The sequence below is a fragment of the Colwellia sp. KU-HH00111 genome (assembly GCF_040362745.1).
Lineage (GTDB): Bacteria > Pseudomonadota > Gammaproteobacteria > Enterobacterales > Alteromonadaceae > Colwellia.
This window is the reverse complement of record NZ_BAABWO010000001.1, coordinates 711,865-732,474: the sequence shown is the minus strand read 5'-3', so window position 1 is coordinate 732,474 and position 20,610 is coordinate 711,865. Positions and strand designations below refer to the sequence as shown.

Annotated in this window: 21 protein-coding genes; 10 read left to right on the top strand and 11 right to left on the bottom strand. The window is 38.2% G+C overall.

The genetic code is table 11. The features are described 5' to 3' along the window. The first annotated feature begins 10 nt into the window (after positions 1-10). From ABXG98_RS03215 to ABXG98_RS03175, 9 genes are all read left to right on the top strand, one after another. Positions 11-970 carry a YbgA family protein gene (locus ABXG98_RS03215; protein ID WP_353537237.1) on the top strand — a complete coding sequence of 320 codons (960 nt, stop codon included), beginning with the start codon at positions 11-13 and terminating at the stop codon, positions 968-970. Between the two features lie 19 nt (positions 971-989). After that, positions 990-2,366, top strand: coding sequence for a deoxyribodipyrimidine photo-lyase (gene phrB / locus ABXG98_RS03210; protein ID WP_353537236.1), 1,377 nt, complete (start codon positions 990-992; stop codon positions 2,364-2,366). A gap of 92 nt (positions 2,367-2,458) precedes the next feature. After that, a complete protein-coding gene (locus ABXG98_RS03205) occupies positions 2,459-2,938 on the top strand; it encodes a nuclear transport factor 2 family protein (RefSeq protein WP_353537235.1) in 480 nt (159 codons plus the stop codon). Further along, entirely contained in the window at positions 2,935-3,654 is a 720-nt protein-coding gene (locus tag ABXG98_RS03200; RefSeq protein ID WP_353537234.1) for an SDR family NAD(P)-dependent oxidoreductase, read from the top strand. Before ABXG98_RS03205 ends, ABXG98_RS03200 begins: the two co-directional genes overlap by 4 nt. After that, positions 3,651-4,931, top strand: a complete 1,281-nt coding sequence (locus tag ABXG98_RS03195) for an NAD(P)/FAD-dependent oxidoreductase (protein ID WP_353537233.1) — start codon at positions 3,651-3,653, stop codon at positions 4,929-4,931. The genes ABXG98_RS03200 and ABXG98_RS03195 overlap by 4 nt, the downstream gene beginning before the upstream one ends. Then, positions 4,921-5,739, top strand: coding sequence for a DUF1365 domain-containing protein (locus ABXG98_RS03190; protein ID WP_353537232.1), 819 nt, complete (start codon positions 4,921-4,923; stop codon positions 5,737-5,739). Before ABXG98_RS03195 ends, ABXG98_RS03190 begins: the two co-directional genes overlap by 11 nt. Positions 5,740-5,794: 55 nt before the next feature. After that, on the top strand, positions 5,795-7,036 hold the full coding sequence (locus ABXG98_RS03185; RefSeq protein WP_353537231.1) for a class I SAM-dependent methyltransferase: 1,242 nt from the start codon (positions 5,795-5,797) through the stop codon (positions 7,034-7,036). A gap of 51 nt (positions 7,037-7,087) precedes the next feature. After that, positions 7,088-7,645 (top strand): hypothetical protein, encoded by a 558-nt coding sequence (locus ABXG98_RS03180; protein WP_353537230.1) that lies wholly within the window; start codon positions 7,088-7,090, stop codon positions 7,643-7,645. Next, positions 7,642-8,442 carry a MipA/OmpV family protein gene (locus tag ABXG98_RS03175; protein ID WP_353537229.1) on the top strand — a complete coding sequence of 267 codons (801 nt, stop codon included), beginning with the start codon at positions 7,642-7,644 and terminating at the stop codon, positions 8,440-8,442. The genes ABXG98_RS03180 and ABXG98_RS03175 overlap by 4 nt, the downstream gene beginning before the upstream one ends. Before the next feature lie 227 nt (positions 8,443-8,669). Here the strand turns inward: ABXG98_RS03175 and ABXG98_RS03170 are convergent, their stop codons facing one another. The 3 genes from ABXG98_RS03170 to ABXG98_RS03160 are packed head-to-tail and all read right to left on the bottom strand — an operon-like array spanning position 8,670 to position 11,119. Continuing rightward, positions 8,670-9,980 (bottom strand): DUF6575 domain-containing protein, encoded by a 1,311-nt coding sequence (locus ABXG98_RS03170; RefSeq protein ID WP_353537228.1) that lies wholly within the window; start codon positions 9,978-9,980, stop codon positions 8,670-8,672. Next, positions 9,980-10,384 (bottom strand): hypothetical protein, encoded by a 405-nt coding sequence (locus tag ABXG98_RS03165; RefSeq protein ID WP_353537227.1) that lies wholly within the window; start codon positions 10,382-10,384, stop codon positions 9,980-9,982. The genes ABXG98_RS03170 and ABXG98_RS03165 overlap by 1 nt, the downstream gene beginning before the upstream one ends. Positions 10,385-10,387: 3 nt before the next feature. Continuing rightward, entirely contained in the window at positions 10,388-11,119 is a 732-nt protein-coding gene (locus ABXG98_RS03160; RefSeq protein WP_353537226.1) for a DNA-methyltransferase, read from the bottom strand. A 142-nt stretch (positions 11,120-11,261) separates the two neighbouring features. On the opposite strand from ABXG98_RS03160, the gene ABXG98_RS03155 reads away from it, so the two are divergent. After that, positions 11,262-11,789: a hypothetical protein gene (locus tag ABXG98_RS03155; RefSeq protein ID WP_353537225.1), complete on the top strand. Its 528-nt coding sequence runs from the start codon at positions 11,262-11,264 to the stop codon at positions 11,787-11,789. Between the two features lie 541 nt (positions 11,790-12,330). Here ABXG98_RS03155 and ABXG98_RS03150 read toward each other — a convergent pair. The 8 genes from ABXG98_RS03150 to rfbD all read right to left on the bottom strand — a co-directional run bounded on the left by ABXG98_RS03150 (position 12,331) and on the right by rfbD (position 20,195). After that, entirely contained in the window at positions 12,331-12,522 is a 192-nt protein-coding gene (locus tag ABXG98_RS03150) for a hypothetical protein (protein WP_353537224.1), read from the bottom strand. 169 nt (positions 12,523-12,691) lie between these two features. Next, on the bottom strand, positions 12,692-13,018 hold the full coding sequence (locus ABXG98_RS03145; protein ID WP_353537223.1) for a YbaB/EbfC family nucleoid-associated protein: 327 nt from the start codon (positions 13,016-13,018) through the stop codon (positions 12,692-12,694). Positions 13,019-13,146: 128 nt separating this feature from the next. Further along, on the bottom strand, positions 13,147-15,474 hold the full coding sequence (dnaX, locus tag ABXG98_RS03140) for a DNA polymerase III subunit gamma/tau (protein ID WP_353537222.1): 2,328 nt from the start codon (positions 15,472-15,474) through the stop codon (positions 13,147-13,149). Between the two features lie 57 nt (positions 15,475-15,531). Then, on the bottom strand, positions 15,532-16,077 hold the full coding sequence (gene apt, locus ABXG98_RS03135; RefSeq protein ID WP_353537221.1) for an adenine phosphoribosyltransferase: 546 nt from the start codon (positions 16,075-16,077) through the stop codon (positions 15,532-15,534). A gap of 82 nt (positions 16,078-16,159) precedes the next feature. After that, positions 16,160-16,543 carry a response regulator gene (locus tag ABXG98_RS03130; RefSeq protein ID WP_353537220.1) on the bottom strand — a complete coding sequence of 128 codons (384 nt, stop codon included), beginning with the start codon at positions 16,541-16,543 and terminating at the stop codon, positions 16,160-16,162. A 124-nt stretch (positions 16,544-16,667) separates the two neighbouring features. Beyond that, complete coding sequence (gene pgi / locus ABXG98_RS03125) at positions 16,668-18,296, bottom strand: glucose-6-phosphate isomerase (RefSeq protein ID WP_353537219.1); 1,629 nt, start codon at positions 18,294-18,296, stop codon at positions 16,668-16,670. Between the two features lie 23 nt (positions 18,297-18,319). Then, the gene (gene galU / locus ABXG98_RS03120; RefSeq protein WP_353537218.1) at positions 18,320-19,219 is read right to left on the bottom strand and encodes a UTP--glucose-1-phosphate uridylyltransferase GalU; all 900 of its coding nucleotides are present in this window, start codon (positions 19,217-19,219) and stop codon (positions 18,320-18,322) included. A gap of 112 nt (positions 19,220-19,331) precedes the next feature. Next, entirely contained in the window at positions 19,332-20,195 is an 864-nt protein-coding gene (rfbD, locus tag ABXG98_RS03115) for a dTDP-4-dehydrorhamnose reductase (protein WP_353537217.1), read from the bottom strand. Positions 20,196-20,610: the final 415 nt, after the last annotated feature.

The following is a 20,610-nucleotide window of genomic DNA, read 5'->3' as shown; positions in this document are numbered from 1 at the left end:
GGTCAACATTATGATCCACAACGTTGAAAAAGAAGATTTAAAAATTGGCATTAGTGCTTGTCTCATTGGTGAGAAGGTACGATTTGATGCTAGCAACAAACCCTCTAAGTTTTGTATTAGTGAACTGGGTGAACATGTGACTTATCAATCATTTTGCCCTGAAGTAGCGATTGGCTTACCTATTCCTCGGCCAACAATTCGGCAAATAAAGCAAGGTGACATTATTCGTGTTTCTCAGCCCGATGGCAGTGGAGATGTTACCGATGCATTAAAAGCCTACGGAAAAAAAGTCGCTAAGATGACTTCACACCTCAGTGGTTATATTTTTTGCGCTAAAAGTCCCAGTTGTGGTATGGAGCGAGTGAAAGTGTATTCACCTGAAGGTAATGCCTTGCCTGCCATGGGTATTGGTGCCTTCGCCGAGCAAATTATGGCGGCTAACCCACTATTACCATGTGAAGAAAATGGTCGTTTAAATGATCCCTTACTTCGTGAAAACTTTGTTGCCCGTATTTACGCCTACAAACACTGGCAAAGCCTTAATGAATCTGGTTTAACCAAACATAAGTTAACCACTTTTCACAGCCAATATAAGTATACAGTGATGAGTCATGACCTAGTGGCATACAAAGCCTTAGGGCAACTTTTAGCACGGGCAGATCTACCATTAGATGAAATGGCTGACGCTTATATTTCGGGCTTAATGGCTGCACTTAAAATTAAAGCAACACGTAAAAAACACGCCAATACTCTAGCGCACATTCAAGGGTATTTTTCCAAACATTTGCAGCCCCATGAACGCAAAGAACTGTGCGAGCAAATAAACGCTTACCGTGAGGGATTAATACCGCTAATAGCACCCTTGACCTTAGTGAACCACTATTTATTGCAATACCCTAAAGAGTATTTAACTAAGCAAGCTTATTTGTCACCCTATCCTGACGCACTCAAACTCAGATATTCATATTAATATCATATAAGGAACGCTCTTGTTACTTTGGTTTCGAAACGATTTAAGAACACACGACAATCCCGCCTTACATCACTTTATGAGTATACGTAGCTCATCATCTCCTGGTAAGGCGATTTTTTTCATTTCTGAAAAACAATGGCAAATACATGATTGGTCACCAATAAAAATTGATTTTATCTTGCGCCATGCCCATGATTTAGTGGCACAACTGGCTCAGTTAGATATTACCCTTGAGTTAATCAAAGTGCCTGATTTTTCAGCACAAGTTACCTATTTAAAAAAATACTGCCTTACCCATAATATTCAGGAGGTTATTGCTAACAGCGAGGTTGAATTTAATGAGCAAACAAGAGATCAAGCCTGTATTGACCAAGGGATATCATTGACCTTGTTTGAGTCAGATGTTATTGCCCCAAAAGGTAAAATACTCAATAAATCTGGAGAAATGTTTAAAGTATTCACGCCATTTAAACGGGCATGGTTGCATCATATTAAAACATTTGGTTTTGACTACCTAGGTAAGCCTATTCTAAATACAGTTGCAGCAGACACTCAATCAAAAGCGCCAAGTTTATCAAGTGGCTGGCCACTAGCCACTGATTATGAAAAGCATACCTTAGGTACTTTTTTTCAAGATAAACTAATAAATTATCAACAAGATAGAGATATGCCATTCATTAAGGGGACATCAGGAATATCCCCTTACTTAGCGGCTGGGGTCATTAGCCCTAGGTATGTGTTAAGGGCATTACAGCATCGCTCACCAGATATTTTATTGGCTATTGATAGCCCAGAATTTGCCTGGTTAAACGAAATTATTTGGCGTGATTTTTATCGACATTTAATGTATCACCAACAAAAATTATGCAAGCATCAGTGCTTTAACAGCAAATATGATGCCGTTCATTGGTTAAATAACGAGTCACTGTTTAATGCTTGGTGCCAAGGAAAAACCGGTTACCCCTTGGTTGATGCCGCTATGCGCCAGCTTAATCAAACCGGCTGGATGCATAATCGCCTCAGAATGGTGGTGGCAAGCTTTCTCACCAAACACTTATTAATTGATTGGCGCAAAGGTGAAAAATACTTTATGCAGCACCTTATTGATGGAGATCTAGCCGCAAATAACGGCGGTTGGCAGTGGGCTGCAAGCACTGGTTGTGATGCTCAACCCTATTTTCGAATATTTAATCCGATAAGACAAAGCGAAAGATTTGATCCAAAAGGCGAGTTTATCCGTAAGTACATACCAGAGCTAGTTGATATACCTAATAAGGATATTCATTTTCCTCATGGGTATATCAAAAAAAATGGTATAGAGCGCTACTGGCCAGCCATAGTTGACCATAAAACGGCACGAGAAAATGCATTAGCATTTTATAAAGTGTTGTAGGGGGAATTTATTGCCCTTTGGCGGTTTATCTGTAGCAGTAATTCAGCCAGTTAGGCAATTAATTTATTGAACTGAGATAAAAGGGAACAATTTTGCAGCCAACACCCGATAATGATCAATTAAAACAAACACAAGTCTTGTCAGACAAGCCAGTTTGGCTAGATAATTTTATTAATATTTATCAATCCCTTGCTATTGATAACCTAGCGAGCTTAGCTCAATTATATCATCACGATATCACCTTTGAAGATCCCCTTCATGTTATCAACGGATTCAGTGACTTAGCTGCATACTTTGATAACCTTTACCAGCATGTTACTCGTTGCGACTTTGTAATAGACCAAGTCATTCACACCGGTAATCAGGCAGGCATCTATTGGACCATGACCTATGTTCACCAACATCTCAATACTGGTAAAGCTATTACCGTACAAGGGCACTCCTTAATCATGGGCGATAATGATAAGGTTGTTTATCACCGTGATTATATTGACTTAGGGCAAATGCTATATGAAAACGTGCCCGTATTAGGCGCAATTATCCGCTGGTTAAAAAGGCGTATTAACCAATGAAAAAAGTTATGATTACCGGCGCAACCTCGGGTATAGGGCAAGCCTTATTGAGTAAATATCATGGTGAAGGGCATCAAGTTATTGCCTGTGGCCGAGATAAAAGCAAACTGGCAGCGATAGAAAATAGTTGTAGTAAAACCTGTTTATTTGACCTAACCAAACAAGATGAAATCTCCAGTGCCCTAGCGTCAATTGAAGCGCTAGATATACTCATCCTTAATGCAGGTAATTGCCGTTACATTGATGATGCTAAACAATTTGATGCTGAGTTATTTGCTGACGTTATCTCAACCAACCTAACCTCGTTAGGCTGGTTACTGCAATCACTTTTGCCTAAAGTAAAAAAAGGTGGGCAAGTGGTTTTTGTGAGTTCAAGCGCAACTATTTTACCTTTTCCACGCAGTGAAGCTTATGGCGCATCAAAAGCTGGTATAGATTATCTGGCGAACAGTTTGCGTTTGGATCTACTCCAGCATGGTATCGGCGTTACCCTAGTACATCCGGGCTTTATCAAAACCCCTTTAACTGATAAAAATGATTTTGATATGCCGTTTTTACTGAGCAGCGAAACAGCCGCAACACGTATTTATAATGGGGTGATGGCTAAACGCCAATACCTACACTTTCCAAAACGATTAACTTGGTTACTCAAGTTATTCTCATTACTCCCTTCGTCATTATGGCAGTCACTTATTTTAAGGAAACACAACGGATGAAGCATATTGCTATTATTGGCTCAGGTATTTCAGGACTGACCGCCGCCTACCTGCTATCTAAAAAGCATCAGGTTACTGTATTTGAAAAAAACAATCGCGTTGGTGGCCATACCGCCACTGTAGATATTGAAAAGTCAGGTAAAAACTACGCGATAGATACCGGCTTTATTGTCTTTAACGACAAAACTTACCCTAACTTTTTAGCGCTACTCTCAGAAATAGGTATCAGCAGACAAGCCACTGAAATGAGTTTTTCAGTGCATAATTGTCAAACAGGAATGGAATACAACGGCCATAACCTCAACACCTTATTTGCCCAACGTCGTAACCTGTTTCGACCCAAATTTTGGTTACTGATAAAAGATATTTTAAAGTTTAACAAGCTATGCAAAGCTATCTTTGAACAGCAAAATTATCAAGACGGATACACTTTAGGGGCTTTTCTGACAGATAATGACTTTAGTGATTTTTTTGCCGAGCACTATATCTTACCTATGGGTGCTGCAGTTTGGTCTAGTTCATTGGCACAAATGGAAAATTTTGACTTTCGTTTTTTTGTTCAGTTTTTTCACAACCACGGTTTATTAAATATTGCCGATAGACCTCAATGGTACGTAATACCAAAAGGCTCACGCAGCTATTTAACACCTTTGTGTAAACCCTTTGAGCACAACATAAAATTAAATGCTGACATAACCGCTATTACTCGTGAAAATGATAAAGTCTCGATACATTTCAACCAAGGCGCAAGTGAAGTCTTCGATGAAGTAGTGCTAGCATGTCATTCAGATCAAGCGCTTGCCCTATTAAGTGATGCTTCGCACGATGAAAAAGCACTTTTATCAGCAATGCCGTACAGTGAAAACTCTGTGATTTTACATACAGACCAACGATTACTCCCTGAGCGAACTAAGGCTTGGGCTAGTTGGAATTATCAACTGAGTAACGATCGCAGCAAAGCGGCTAGTGTCACTTATAATATGAACATATTACAAGGCATTAAAAGTGATGATACTTTCTGCGTGACCTTAAACCAAAAGGACGCTATTGCACCCGAGCATATTTTAAGAGAATTTACTTACCACCACCCTATTTTCTCTAGCGACTCAATTAAAGCTCAACAGCAAAGAAACCGCATTTGTGGTGTTAATCACACCCACTTTGCCGGTGCTTATTGGTATAACGGTTTTCATGAAGATGGCGCCCGAAGTGCCATTGATGTAGCAAAACGTTTTGGCTGTTATTTAGCAGCTCATGAGGCCGACAATGCTAAGTAACGCAAACAACCAGACACAAAGTATCGATAGCGATAATAGCCTCAATAGCTGTATTTATAAGGGACAAATTCGACATAGACGCTTTAGTCCACGAGAAAATCATTTTACCTATAAGCTACATATGCTTGCTATTGATGTAGATGAAATAGGCACTCAGCTTAATCGAATCGGGCCTTTCGGCTTTAATTGGTTTTCCCCGATGCGGTTTAATGAAAAAGATTATATAAAAAATGATCCATTACCATTAAAAACCCGTATTAACAATAAAGTGCATGCTTTGGGTCAGGTTGGCGATATAGATAAAATTATTATGCTGGTACAAGTTCGCTGTTTGGGTTTTTATTTTAGCCCTGCTAACTTTTATTTTTGTTATGACAGCAATAACAAATGCCAATCTGTTTTGGTTGAAGTGAGCAATATTCCTTGGAATAAAAGGCATTATTACCTCATTGATATGCAAACAGTGGCTGGAAAGGTGACCGAAAAAGACTTTCACGTCTCACCTTTTATGGATTTGGCGATGAATTATCATTGGATAATTAAGCCGCCCGAAAAAAATAAAAAACAATTATTGATTCATATTGATAATAAAGTAAATACTAATGACCAACGAGGTGATAACAAAGTATTTGATGTTACCCTTGCAATGAAAAGAACAGAGTTATCAACAAATAAGGTGTTCGGGTTATGGCTGACCATGCCGATAATGACCTTTAAAATTGTCGCAGGTATTTACTGGCAAGCACTAAAACTGTATGTAAAGCGGGTGCCGTTTATTTCATACCAAGAGTCAAAAAAGCATAAATAACATAAATAACATAAATAACTTGAATAACAACACAAGTACGAAAGGAGAAGTTAGCGTGGAAAATATTTCAAATATTACTTTAAGTAACGAAATCACTTGGTTTGAGAAACGTTGCCGGAATATTGTCTTTAACACCTTAGCTAAGATCAGCTACGGCTCATTAGTAATAATCGAGAAAGCTGAACGATTCACCTTTGGCGCTAACACATCAACCGATAACGCAGTTGATATATTGCAAGGCAAACTCATTGTACGTGACATGAGTCTTTACAAAGATCTTGTACTTAAAGGTAGTATTGGTGCGGCAGAAGCCTATATTGAAGGTAAATGGACATCACCGGATCTAACCGCTGTCATTAGGATATTTGCCAAAGCCCAGCAATTAACCGATCAATTGGAAGGTAAAAAAGGCTGGCTTAGCCGAGTAAAAAACACCTTAATACATCGCGCTAATCGTAATACCCACAAAGGCTCTAAAAATAATATTGCCGCGCATTATGACATAGGCAATGAATTATACACCCGTTTTCTTGATTCAAAAATGATGTATTCCGGTGCCATCTATCCACATTCAAAAGCCAGTTTAGAAGAAGCGCAACTGAATAAATTAAATACCATTTGTCAACGACTTGAGCTAACAGAAAATGATCATTTATTAGAAATAGGCACAGGCTGGGGGGGCTTAGCAATACATGCTGCACAATTTTATGGCTGCAAAGTAACCACAACCACCATTTCAGAAGAACAATACGAATATGCCCAACAAAAAGTGCATGAGTTAGGGTTAACTGACAAGATAACCTTACTGAAAAAAGATTATCGTGATTTAGACGGTAGCTACGACAAATTGGTATCAATTGAAATGATAGAAGCTGTTGGTTATGAGTTTCTTCCAAGCTTTTTCAAACAATGTAACCAATTACTTAAACCCGGCGGTAAAATGTTACTGCAATCCATCACTATCGCCGACCAACGCTTTGAACATTATCGTAATAGTGTAGACTTTATTCAGCGCTATATTTTTCCAGGTGGTTTTTTACCTTCAGTAACTGAAATATCTAAACGCACCACACGTCATACTGATATGATCATAGAGTCGATGCATGATATTGGCCTAGACTATGCTCAAACGTTGGCTCATTGGCGTGAAAACTTTTTAGCCTCATGGAATGAACTAACCAACTTTGGCTACGATGAAAAATTCAAGCGGTTATGGTTATATTATTTAGGCTATTGTGAGGGAGCTTTTTTGGAACGAGCCACCAGCACCGTTCATGTGATTATGCGTAAACAGTAACGGTATTGTTGTTAACATGCTGATAATTTGTGATATCTATAGGATAAAAAAATGCGTTTATTTTTGCTTATGATAACCCTAGTGTTAAGTGGTTGCAGTACCACTTACACCAATAAAAATGTACAAGGCATGGTTGTGCCAACAATGACGGGAGAAACCTTAACTCAAAAAACCGTCACCTTGCCTAGCGTTTTTGACTCGCCCCTGTCTTTATTATTAGTGGGTTACAAACAAGACTCACAGTTTGATATTGACCGCTGGCTAATTGCCTTAGATATGACCGAAACTAATATTACCGCTTACGAAATACCGGCAATACAAGGCATGTTTCCTCGCATGTTTAGTACCTTAATCAATAATGGTATGCGCGCTGGTATACCAAAAGAGTTATGGGGTGGTGTGATAACCTTATATGCTGATGGCGACCAATTACAGCAATTTACAGGCAACGAACAACCAAATAATGCTCGTGTTTTGCTGATAAACAATCAAGGTGAAATACTATACTTTTACGATCGAGGCTTTGCGGTGAATGCCCTAAATGAAGTCAGAGACCTTATCGAGACCAACACAGAACAGAGCCAAAATAACCAGAGGGATCAAAATTGATTAAAATACTAACACTTACCTTATGTATTTTTTACTCCGGTAGCATTATTGCCAACGCTAATAAACCCGAGCAATCGAGTGAGTCACACTCAGCTGCGACACAACAAGCAAGCAACAAAGAAAAACAGCGGGGTTTTTTATACGGCATGGGCATTGCTTTTAACCAAGAGATTTATCAAGGCTACAATAAACGAATTATCCCCATACCTTTTATAGGTTATCAAGGCGAAAAACTTAAAGTGCTTGGCCCTTTTATCAGTTATGACATCGCCAGCAGTGACAATGCTACCATTGCTGTAATTGTTGCTCCAACATTTAAGGGATTTGATGAGTCTGACAGTGATGTATTTATCGGCATGAAAAAGAGAAGTTCTTCGGTGGCCGCAGGTATTGGTTTGCGATACAACTGGCACAATTGGAAGGCCAACATCGCAAACACTCATGATATTCTAAGTAAGTCAAACGGGCATATTATCACAGCCAGTTTAGCGAGAACGTTTAACAAAGGACCTATTTTCATTGAGCCTTCTTTGACGCTAACTTACCAAGACAGTAATTATGTTGATTATTACTATGGCGTCAAGCAACATGAGCAGCTTGCATCAAGAGTGGCATACACTGGGCAAAGTGCGTTAAATACATCCCTAGGTTTATCCATCTCAACACCGATATTTTTCAATGGTTTTACCCGTTTATCGACCCAATATACACGATATGATTCCAGCATCACTAATAGCCCCTTAGTAGACGAAGAGGCAAGCTTAAGTGTGACCTTACTCTTTAGTCGATTTTTTTAACAAAGCAAGCTCATTTAACACAGGTAAATCAATACTTGGCTGAATTAGTTGGATAAAACTTAGCTAAAAATGACAAAAAAAACCAATTTAAACCAGCATTAACCATGATTACTCAAAAGAAGAATATCCTTTATTATTAGATGATTACGAAATTTTGTTTATCATTATTCATAATTATTTAAATTTTATTCCCTCTGTATACTTTGATATTTCAAAATGAAAGTATTTTATAGTTCTTGATTGTTCATTATCTCTGTATAACTTCTTCTATGACCTTGAAGCAATTTTAACCAACTGATTAATGTAGTTGCCCTTCTCTTCTTAGTTTTTTCACTCAAACCTTTTACAGAGTCTTGTATAAATTTATGAGCAGTTTCAGGTCTTAATTCAGTCATATTATTTACTTTTGACCATTTCAACCAAGCCCAACCAAATTCACTAGATTCAAAGCGATCAGCCAAGTATTCATATTTGGCTTCTTTTGTTTCTTTAAACACTAAGCAACGACCAGAAGATGTAATTGTCCTATTTTTATTTAATAACCCTAAACAATATGCAGCATCAGTATGATAAGTAACTTGCCTTTCATTACCAATTCCTTCAATGTTTTCATGGAATAAAACTTCACCTTTCAGTCTTCGCTCAACAATTTCTATAACACGATCTAAATTATTAGCCTGAGGAACCTTAGATGAGTCGACTAATATGGTCGTACTTTCTTCTAATTTATTAATAGTGGCCGATAAGTCTTGCTTTCCCATATAAATCGGCTTTTTCAAATATATTTTGGTCTTTGGCTTTAAAGTTAAAGTCAATTTGTCTTGATTAACTATATCCAATAAATCTTTTAATTTATAAGGATCTAATTCAAGTTCTTTTAATTTTTGGTCAAAATCTTCTTCATCAGAAAGTATTGAATTAAGTTGTTCAATAGCAACTGAAGCTTTTTCATTATCATTTGTTCCCAACTTTAATACGAAAGAGCCTGGGACAGCGCTCACAGGGTATAGTTTAGGTTGGCTTCTCGAACCATCCACCATCAGTGACTCAATAATTTCACTTAAAGAGTCCATAATCTTTGTAACCATTCCTCGATCAGGAGATGCTTTAGACTTTTTAGCTATTCGTAACTCAAAGTTCCAATCAGCTTCCTCATCTTTCACTTGTATTTCATCAGGTTCAATAAAGAAAGAATCAGGCGGTAAATTATAATTCTGTAAATTTTCTTTAGTTACAAAATTTAATTCATCAATATTTTCATTACTAAAAGTACTTATATGATAAATCATTTGCTCTGGGTTTATATAAACTTCACGTATAGAAAATTCTTCTCTTCGTAGTTGATCTAATCTTTTGTGAGATATCGGTGTATATAACCAAGTAGACTTAGATTCATTGATGTAATCGCCACACCAATAAACTAAATAGACTTGCTCTAACTTATCCTTAACAGAAAAGCATTTAGGTCCTTCGAAATCATCATAGATTTCATAGTACTTCAAGTAACCTAACATAGTATTTTTAGGTAAAATATTCATCAAGTTATCTCTTCACATATTTGTAAATGAGGTTCAGCCCCTTCTTGACTCCATAGAGTAACATGCCCTTCATTTACTGTACATGCATACATTAGTCCTAAATCATCAGTTAATTCCCCACCAACAATTGTCTTATTCCCAAACTGTTCTGGGCTTGGGTACCTCTCTTTTTCACGAACAATTCTTGACAACTCTGACCAAACTGAAACACCATAAGAGAATGGAATTTTGTCTTTAGTAAAGTGAATATCAGGTCTATCTTCACGATACATTTGAAAATCTTGCTCTGTGGGAGGAATATTTTTAACAAGCCGATATACCTTACCTGAAGCTGGAATCGCTTCTTCAATAGGTACGCCTGGAGGAAAGCCATCGGGCCACTCATAATTTGCTTTACTAACCACTAACTACTCACTCCTTTGATTTTTAGACTCTTTTTCAAGGTTATTTAACGCTATTTTATATCCACTTTCTGATAAATCGCAGCCGGTAAAATTTCTACCGTTTTTAATAGCCGCTCGACCAACAGAAGCAGTTCCCATAAATGGATCACAAACCACTTCCTTTTCCACGGTACTCTGACATATTAATATTTCAGATAACTCTACTGGTTTTTCGGTCGGATAACCTCTATGTATACGTTTGACTTCTAGAATATCGGGTATTGAAAGATCATTAATCTTTCTTTTTCCTTTTTCAAAAAACAAAATAAATTCATATCTAGCTCTATAATGGTAACCCATGCCAATATTTACTTTGTCCCAAACTATAGGCTTCCAAAACTTAAAGCCTACACTCTCAGCTATAGGTTTAATGATAAAAGCAGTCTCTTGGTCACAAAATAAATAAAAATGAGAATTATTTTTTAAAACTCTATAAATCTCTTTTAGTAACTCTTCAAATCTAGAGTTAGGAAAAATATCAAACCATTTGTTACTCGATGATTTACTTTGTTTTAACCTAGTAGTTGTACCTATCGCTCTATGCTTTTCCAAAGACTCATATGGAGGATCTGTAACCACAAGGTCAATCGAACTACTTGATTGTTGTTTAAGCCAAGCTACCGCATCCAAATTACTTATTGCAAATAAAGGAGATGATGCTTCTAACCGTAAATAGCCATCATTACCTTCAAGCATAATAAACCAGTTTAATAATATTCATTTGTAGCCTAGATTAATCTTAAGATGTTAACATCCTAATAAGTTATTAGTCTACATAGATTTATCTGAAAATTAATTGTACTTTCATATTTAATAATAATAAATTAAGGAATAATAAGTGTCATCTGAACAACAAAGCTACAGTACTAATGGTCTTGCTCAATTAATATGTAATATATTTATTCTTATTTATATTTTTTCTTACAGTTTATTAAGTATATGGCTTCTGTTTGACGGTTGGATAAATCAATTTTCCTCGCTGCACTGGATGTGGGGAATTAACGAGGGTAATGGTTTTTCCAATGCAATACTTCTAGTATTATTTTCATTATTAGGTGCAATTTTAGGCGGTGCTATTTTAAGCATCACTTCATTTCACAGATATGTTGCTATAGAGAAAAACTTTGACCTAGACCATATCTGGGGCTTTATTTATACGCCAATTTTATCTTCTATTGTTGGCATTACTGTTTTTGCGTTAGTTCAAAGTGGGTTATTGGTCTTAAATGGATCGTTTGCTGAAGGTGAGCAATCAATAAGCGCTACAATGGGCTTTACCGCTATCGGTTGCATCTCTGGATATAATTGGGATGTTATAATAGCCAAACTTCAAGAGCTATCTAAAGGAATTTTCAAAAAAGAATAGCACCTAGTGAAAACTTTTCTGTAGTCTATATGAATAAAAAGGTAATTATATAACTTTAACTTAACAAGCCAATAATCACCTTTTTGAAAAATAATCATAAAAAATAGACGCTCTGTTAAATGAAATAAAAATGAGTTATCCCAACGAAAGTTCCCAACGCTTATTTTTTTCAAAGTCTTTATTTCTTTCAATTTTCACCTGTTCTATATGCTGTACTTTAGATTTTTCAAATTTATAACTTTTAATTAGACCAAACTCTTTTAATGACTTTAGTGCCTCTTTTACTTTCCTTATTTTCTCACTTGAGGAGGTGACATTTTTTGCAATTCGTTCAAGAAGAGTATCAACATTTACAAAAACAGTTTTTTATTACGGTATTTCATTGTCTCAAGAAATAAAAATAGTGCTTTGTCATACTCATGTTTTAGCGATAAATAAAAACGTAAATCAACCAGTTCAAAGTAAGTATTTTCTACATTTTCTTGTAAAAGCTTTTTGCTCATCACTATATTAATGATTTTATTTTCTCTATCCCGTCAGCTTATAAAATTAAGCTTGTTGTAAAGTAACGCCTGAGTTCACCATCAACACCTTTATGGATAATATCAATATTACAGCGCTTTAATTTCTTAAGACGAAATTCCAAATCATTTATAAGAGATTTTCGTGATTGTCGATTAAGTGCAGAAAACAACTGTTTTTCAGTGATCTGATACTCCAAATTTTTCGTCATTTGAGCATGACTAACTAGAATCGAAAAGAGTGGAAAATCTAAATTTGTGTCCAGCGCATAGCCGTCGTAAGTGAAAGTGAACCAATAAAAAAGTCACTTAATTTATTCCCTCTGTATTCCAGAGACTAAAAAGCCGACAATAAAGTCGGCTTTTTCATATACTTACAAGCTAAAACGGCATTTTCATCCCTGGTGGCAATTGCATGCCGCCAGTTAATGCGCCCATTTTATCTTTATTTTGCTCTTCAACACGACGTACCGCGTCATTTACTGCTGCTGCAAGTAAATCTTCAATCATGTCTTTGTCATCTTCCATTAAACTTTCATCAAGCTCAACTCGGCGTACGCTGTGGCTACCTGTCATTGTTACTTTAACCATACCAGCGCCAGCTTCGCCAACAACTTCCATATTTGCTAGCTCTTCTTGTGCTTTTTGCATTTTTGCTTGCATCTGTTGGGCTTGTTTCATTAAATTGCCCATGCCACCTTTCATCATTACGTTTCTCCGGTAAGTTTTTTTGCTAACTGTGTTCAAAAATAAAATCTGTTGTTGATAGTATATCAAGATGCCGTTCAGTGAACATTAAAAAATATTGCTTTACCAGCCAACTTGCGTCTTTTTTCTTATAACGCTGCGATACTTTCATCATCTAATGTTGCTTGAAATCGCTGCCCTAGTGCTTGAACTATATCATCACTTTTTAATAGCGCTTTAGCATAGTCATATCGCTTATCATTGATATGTGATTGAATTTGATAAGGATCGGCTATCGTTTGCTCCACTATCGTAATTGTAACCTGCACTGCACGGGATAAAAATTGACTAATGCTTTGCTGCAATTGTTGTTGCGCAACGTCTGTATACAAGTGCTTAGTGGTTTGATTTAAACATAAAATCAAATTGTCGTCGGTCGAGTTTTCGTCAATAGTGGCATGGATTGCTAATTGCCTGAGTCGTGCGGTCAGCTCCATTGAATCTATCATATGCGCCCACTTATCCACTTGATTAGCTTTACGAATAGTCGCGGGATCAATATTTTCAGCCTGATAAGATTGCTCAGGTTTAGGTAGGGCAACTATTTCATTTTCCGTGTTTACCAACTGACTTGATGGCTGATCGCTATCATCTGACTCAACTGCACTTTTATTAATTTCAGCTTGTTCAGTAGCCACTGAGCTTTTTACATTGCTACTGACAGCATTGCTATTGACCTGACGCGCTATGGCGTCACTGGACTTTTTTCCTTGTTTGTCCAATTGTTTTTTGCGGCTACGCAGCATATTTCTAGTAGCAAGCACAGCACTGACTGGACTATCAAACGCAGAGGGTGGCTCAGACTCTTTTGATTCAGCTATTGTTGGTGCTGGTACTACTGGTTCTGATGTTGGCTCTGGTGTTGACTCTGATACTGCTGGCTCACTATTGCTGACCTCATTCCCTGCGCCACTGAATTGCTCTACCTGCTGAGAAGGCATCGTTTGCTGGTGTTGCGGTTCATTTTGACTAGGCGTAGCTGCTTGTAGAGCTGCTGCTTCAAGCTCTATCGCTTGCATTTGCTCAGCTAGCGCTTGCTCATCAGGAGCTAATTCAAGTGTATCTTCAAGTATATCTAAGTGGCTATCGTTAACGTGTGGTACTGCTGCCATCTGAGCATCAGCATCAGCATCAGCAATATTTTCCGCTACTTTGCTGTCAGGTGCTGTATTGCTAGTTACTTCATTGCTAGCTAGTTCATTTTTAGCTAATTGAGTGTGAGCTACTTGAGGGTTAGGCAAGGCTGGTTCGGGCAAATGCGCTGCCGATAAATCGTCATCACCAACATCAGCTAAGGATGAAGCTTGCTGTACTGGCTGCAATTGCGATTGCTGCATGGGTTTAAACGCAAACAAACGCAATATGGTCATATCAAAAGCTGCCTGTTCATCTGATGCATAAGGTAGATCTTTACGACCATTAACGCATATTTGATAATACAACTGCACATCTTCTGGCGACATCGCTTGACTAAACTTTTTCAGTAATTTGGCATGCTCTGGCGGTAAATCAAAATGCTGTTCTACTATTTGTAACATGGCAATTTGATGAAATAACTGGATTAATTCAGCAAATAATCGACTATAGCTAGGAGCAAAACTGGCAATTTCTTGTGTTAACGACATTAAGCTAGTGCCATCTTGTTTTAATAACGCTATAACAATTTTATAAACCCAGTTTTGATCAACACCACCTAACATTTGCTGAATGTTAGCTAAGGTGATATTACCTTGTCCCTGCGCAATCGCTTGATCGGTCAGGCTTAACGAGTCACGCATACTGCCGCGCGCAGCTTTGGCAAGTAACGTTAAAGTACCAGCAGCATGTGTTACCTGTTCATGGCTTAAAATTTCACTGAGCTTTGTTTCTATTTGGTTAACCGTCAAGGCTTTTAAATGAAATTGTAAGCAACGCGATAATACGGTCACTGGCAGTTTTTGAGGGTCTGTAGTCGCTAAAATAAATTTTACATGCTCTGGCGGCTCTTCTAGCGTTTTTAATAAGGCATTAAAACTACTACGTGAGAGCATATGCACTTCATCGATTAAATACACTTTATAACGACCACGTGTGGGAGCGTACTGTACGTTATCAAGTATTTCTCGGGTGTCATCTACTTTGGTTTTAGACGCGGCGTCAATTTCAAGCAAATCAACAAACCGGCCTTGATCTATTTCCAAACAGGTATCGCATTGCCCACACGGCGTAGTGGTGATCCCTGTTTCACAATTCAAGCTTTTAGCAAAAATTCTGGCGATAGTCGTTTTACCTACCCCACGGGTACCCGTAAACAAATAAGCATGATGCAAACGTTGCTGTGCTAAAGCATTAACCAGCACAGTAACCACATGCTCTTGCCCCATAAGCTCTTCAAAGTTTTTTGGTCGCCATTTTCTTGCTAAAACTTGGTAACTCATATTTTTTAGTTCTCGTTAATAGAAACTGACAATGCGTGGTTTATTCGCCATTAAGTGTTATTCACCAGAGTATTGTAAAAGTGAGAACGGGGATAAATTCATTGCTGCAAGACGTTGTTCACCGCCTAAATCAGGTAACGAAATAACAAAACCAGCGCCTACAACTTCAGCACCTACACGGCGGATCAACTTAGTGGTTGCTTCAATAGTGCCACCTGTAGCCAAAAGGTCGTCAATAATAAGTACCTTATCTTCGGCCGATAATGCATCACAGTGGATCTCAAGGACATCTTCACCATATTCTAATTGATATGCTTGAGAAAAAGTTTCTCTGGGAAGTTTGCCCGGTTTTCTAACGGGTACAAACCCCACACCAAGTGCTAAAGCGAGTGGCGCACCAAAAATAAAGCCGCGTGCTTCAGTGCCAACAACCTTAGTGATTCCTTGGTGTTGAAATTGTTGGGATAATAGCTCTATGGTTAAGGCAAACGCTGCTGAGTTTTCTAAAAGGCTAGTTACGTCTCTAAATAAGATCCCTTCAATAGGGTAATTAGGGATAGTTTTAATTGCCGCTTGTAGTTGCGCTAATTGTTGTGCTGTCATTTTATTCTTATATCAATTTACAAAAGTTAATAGAGGTAAAGAATAAAACAATTTCACCAACATTTATAGTCGTGTACTACCTTTATAATGCTATTTTTATCGCTGAATCATTGATAATACGGTGAACCAAGGCGATAAAGTCAGCTTCTATGAGTGGTTTTTTAATCACACCATCAAATAAGCTAAATTCAGCTAAAGATTCAAGATCTTTAATTTCTTGGGTGGTCATAAATAAAAGAGGTGTTTGCGCGCAAGCAGGGGTTTGCTTAAGGTTTTTACTCAGAGTAACACCATTCATCAACGGCATTAAATGGTCAACAATATAAAGGTGAAATGGTGATTGCTGTGCTTTTTCAAAGCCATCTAAACCGTTAGCTGCCGTGCTAACACTATGACCAAACGCTGTTAACATTTTTTCAATATAATCTCTAACGCTTCTTTTATCATCAACAACTAGTATATTCATAAATAACTTTTATAAGAGAAAAACAATGGACCAAAACTAGCGACAAGCTTATTTTAGCCGCGCATATTTTAACTGATCTCGCCTCAAGAAAAAAGCTTAATATGCTTTTCTGGCGTGCGTTACTCTATTGCTGATTTGCTAAAAACGTATTAATTAATTTCACACTCGAGGGCGACATTTGATGCTCAGCACTGTTATCTGCCATGTATGCCAGTACCTGCTGGCCTAATTGTTTGCCTAGTTCAACGCCCCACTGATCGTAAGAATTAACTTGCCATAGCACACCTTGAACAAAAATTTTATGTTCATAAAGTGCTAAAATTGCCCCTAACGCTGTTGGGGTAAGCGATTGCATTAAAAGTGTATTACTTGGTGTGTTGCCTTTCATCGTTTTATGCGGTGCTAAACGGGCAATTTCTGCGCTATCTGCGCCATTATTAGCTAGCTCAGTTTCTGCCTGAGCTAAACTTTTTCCTTGCATTAATGCTTCACTTTGAGCAAAGCAATTGGCAACTAACGCACGGTGATGCTCTGTTAATGAACTTGTGCCCTGCAAAGCAACGATAAAATCGGTAGGAATAATTTCATCACTCTGATGCATTAATTGCATAAAAGCATGTTGACCATTAGTGCCTTCTTGTCCAAAAACAATAGGTGCTGTTGGCCAGTGGATCTTTTCACCTTGATTCGACACTGATTTACCATTGCTTTCCATGTCGGTTTGTTGCAAATACCCTGGCAACGCACGTAAAGCATGATCATAAGGAAGCACCGCGAGGCTTGGGTAATTAAGCCCATTTCGGTTCCAAATACCAATTAATGCCATTAACACGGGCATATTACTGGAAAAATCAGCTGTTTGAAAATGCTGATCCATTTGATAAGCGCCCGCTTTTAGCGCATTAAAATGCTGATTACCAATGGCTAATGCTAGGGGTAAGCCAACCGCTGACCATAAAGAAAAGCGTCCTCCTACCCAGTCCCACATTGGTAAAACATGGCTTTTATTTATGCCAAACGCTTGTGCTTTTGCAACGTTACTACTGATTGCAAACCATTGTTTAGTAATAACATCATCATTACCCTGCCCTGCTATCATCCATTGTTTGACCGCTTTAGCATTAAGTAATGTTTCTTGAGTAGTAAAGGTTTTAGAAATAATAATCACTAGCGTAGTATCAACACTAAGCTGGGCTAGTTTTTCGGTAACCGCAGCGCCGTCTACATTCGCTAATATATGAACGTTTAAACCGTCATAATGATAAGGATGTAAAGCACTTAATCCAACCTTTATGCCATAATATGAGCCACCAATACCTAAGGCTAATACATGAGTATATTTTTTACCCGCTGCGCTACGTAATTTACCTTGATGGACATCATCAACGATTTGCGCCATACGCTGTTCGGTGTGTTGCACCGAAGTAGCTTCATCACCTAAAACAGCCGCTTTAATACTTGCAGGTGCTCTAAGTAGAGCATGCAACACCGCTCGTTGTTCGGTATTATTAATTTTATCACCACTAAACATAGCACTAATTTTTGCCGCTAAGTCATGGCGTTTTGCCCAAGTGACTAAGTTATCAAGTTCAGTTTTAGTGATGTTTTGTTTGGAGTAATCCAAGTAAAGATCCGCTGCTTTAACACAAAAGTGGTCTGCGCGATGTGGCGTTTGAAAAAGTGCTGAAATCGAGCGTTTTTTCGCTCGTTCAGCATCTTTTGTGATGGTGTTATTGTTATTAAAAAGTGCCATGCTTTTTTAAAGAATTTCCCAAACTATTTCATTAACTCATGTAAATAGGCGTTAAATTCTTCACCTAATTCACTATGACGTAAGGCATATTCAACATTAGCTTTCATATAGCCTAGTTTAGAGCCACAATCATGTGACTTGCCTGTCATATGGAACGCTTCAACCGTTTCTTTTTCCATGAGCATGGCAATGGCATCAGTTAGCTGAATTTCATCACCGGCACCAGGGGGAGTTAGTTTTAATAAGTCCCAAATTTTTTCTGATAAAACATAACGACCAACCACTGCCAAATTTGAAGGCGCTTCTTCTACCGCTGGTTTTTCAACAATCGCGGTCATGGTTTTAGACTCTCCGGGGACAAGGTCATGGCCAGCACAGTCAACTACACCGTAGCTACTCACTTGTTCCATAGGCACTGGCTCAACCATAATTTGGCTATAGCCACCCACTTCTTTATAGCGACCTAACATGGCAGCTAGGTTTTCAGTTTTTAAATCAGCACGGGAGTCATCTAAAATAACATCAGGTAACACCACAACAAAAGGGTCATTACCTATAATTGGACGAGCCTTTAATACGGCATGGCCTAGGCCTTTAGCTTCACCTTGGCGAACATGCAAAATAGTAACATCTTTGGGGCAAATCGCTTGAATTTCATCTAAAAGTTGGCGTTTCACCCGTTTTTCTAACGTGGTTTCCAGTTCAAATGATTTATCAAAATGGTTTTCAATGGCATTTTTAGATGAATGGGTTACCAAAACAATTTCTTTAATGCCGGCAGAAACACATTCGTCAACGATGTATTGAATTAACGGTTTATCAACAATGGGTAACATTTCTTTGGGTATGGCCTTGGTAGCAGGTAACATACGTGTCCCTAACCCAGCTACAGGGATGACAGCTTTGGTAATGTGATGAAGCATTTCTATCCTTAAATGTGAAGTTTAATTAAAACTAAGTTAACTATACAATGACGCTTATTTTACAACCATTACTCATTTGATGTCATGGTTTATCTGATAGAAGAAATTATTGTTATTGTCTGGCAATTTGAGCAATACAATCTTCTAATTGTTCCCGCCAATGCATACTTTTCATGATCTCGTTGGCACCGTCTGTATTTAACAAGCTAAACCGTGGTCTTTTCGCTGGCGTTGGGTAAGCAGAGGATGCAATAGCGTCAATAGCAATTTTTTTATCAAGCAAACCATAAGTGAGTGCTAATGCTTGAATAGCGTGGGCAAAGTCAAACCATGAAGCAACACCAGCATCACTCCAATGATAAACCAGTTTCAGCTTATCATAACTAGCTAACCGCCAAAGAAACTGCGCTAACCCTTTAACATAAGTAGGACAACCAATTTGGTCACCTACTACGCCAAGCTGTTGCTTTTCTTTCATTAACCTAAGCATGGTGTGAACAAAGTTATGTCCCGAAACTGAATACAACCATGAGGTTCTAACAATTGCACTATTTTCAGGGTAAAGTTTTTCTATTGCTAGCTCCCCTGCTAACTTAGATGCACCATAAACACTGGTAGGTTTAGGCTCACTGTTAACTTGGTAAGCACAATTACTTTCACCATCAAAAACAAAATCTGTAGAGACATGTAAAAACCGGCAATGATTGCGCTTAGCTATTGTGGCTAACACCCCAACGGCAGTATCATTAATAGCATAAGCAGAAGCTATATCAGATTCTGCTTTATCGACCGCGGTATAAGCAGCAGCATTAATAATAACATCAGGTTTAAAGGCAGATATTTTAGCCTCAAGCGCTTGATGTGATGTGATATCCACTTCATTTCGCCCTAAGGCTAAATACGTTACCGCCGGTGGTAACTCATCGACTAACGCCGTTGCTAGTTGGCCGCTTTTCCCAATAATAATTACTTTCATAAATTTTTTCCCTTTTTGTCGGACTAAAGTCCGCCCTACATGGTGTGCCCTTTGTAGGGGGTAATTCATTGCCCGCTTTTTTTGTCGGAATACGCTACACGGATGTAGCTTATTAGAGAATGCAGGACGCATATTCTCCTTAATTCCGCCCTACATGATGTGCTCTTTGTAGGGGGTAATTTATTGCCCGTTTTTTGTCGGAATAAATTCCGCCCTACATTGGTTTTTCAGTTTCCGCCCTACATGGTGTGCGCTTTGTCGGGGGTAATTCATCGCCCGTTTTTTTGTCTGACTAAAGTCCGCCCTACATTGTGCGCCCTTTGTCGGTGTAATTCATTGCCCGCTTTTTGTCGGAATACGCTACACGGATGTAGCTTATTAGAGAATGCAGGACGCATATTCTCCTGAATTCCGC

Excerpts from the sequence above, each read along its gene's own strand:
- ABXG98_RS03215 (WP_353537237.1), top strand. The coding sequence starts at position 11 with ATGATCCACAACGTTGAAAAAGAAGATTTAAAAATTGGCATTAGTGCT.
- ABXG98_RS03200 (WP_353537234.1), top strand. The coding sequence starts at position 2,935 with ATGAAAAAAGTTATGATTACCGGCGCAACCTCGGGTATAGGGCAAGCC.
- ABXG98_RS03195 (WP_353537233.1), top strand. The coding sequence starts at position 3,651 with ATGAAGCATATTGCTATTATTGGCTCAGGTATTTCAGGACTGACCGCC.
- ABXG98_RS03190 (WP_353537232.1), top strand. The coding sequence starts at position 4,921 with ATGCTAAGTAACGCAAACAACCAGACACAAAGTATCGATAGCGATAAT.
- ABXG98_RS03180 (WP_353537230.1), top strand. The coding sequence starts at position 7,088 with ATGCGTTTATTTTTGCTTATGATAACCCTAGTGTTAAGTGGTTGCAGT.
- ABXG98_RS03170 (WP_353537228.1), bottom strand. The coding sequence starts at position 9,980 with ATGAATATTTTACCTAAAAATACTATGTTAGGTTACTTGAAGTACTAT.
- ABXG98_RS03160 (WP_353537226.1), bottom strand. The coding sequence starts at position 11,119 with ATGCTTGAAGGTAATGATGGCTATTTACGGTTAGAAGCATCATCTCCT.
- ABXG98_RS03150 (WP_353537224.1), bottom strand. The coding sequence starts at position 12,522 with ATGACGAAAAATTTGGAGTATCAGATCACTGAAAAACAGTTGTTTTCT.
- ABXG98_RS03145 (WP_353537223.1), bottom strand. The coding sequence starts at position 13,018 with ATGATGAAAGGTGGCATGGGCAATTTAATGAAACAAGCCCAACAGATG.
- dnaX (WP_353537222.1), bottom strand. The coding sequence starts at position 15,474 with ATGAGTTACCAAGTTTTAGCAAGAAAATGGCGACCAAAAAACTTTGAA.
- apt (WP_353537221.1), bottom strand. The coding sequence starts at position 16,077 with ATGACAGCACAACAATTAGCGCAACTACAAGCGGCAATTAAAACTATC.
- ABXG98_RS03130 (WP_353537220.1), bottom strand. The coding sequence starts at position 16,543 with ATGAATATACTAGTTGTTGATGATAAAAGAAGCGTTAGAGATTATATT.
- pgi (WP_353537219.1), bottom strand. The coding sequence starts at position 18,296 with ATGGCACTTTTTAATAACAATAACACCATCACAAAAGATGCTGAACGA.
- galU (WP_353537218.1), bottom strand. The coding sequence starts at position 19,219 with ATGCTTCATCACATTACCAAAGCTGTCATCCCTGTAGCTGGGTTAGGG.
- rfbD (WP_353537217.1), bottom strand. The coding sequence starts at position 20,195 with ATGAAAGTAATTATTATTGGGAAAAGCGGCCAACTAGCAACGGCGTTA.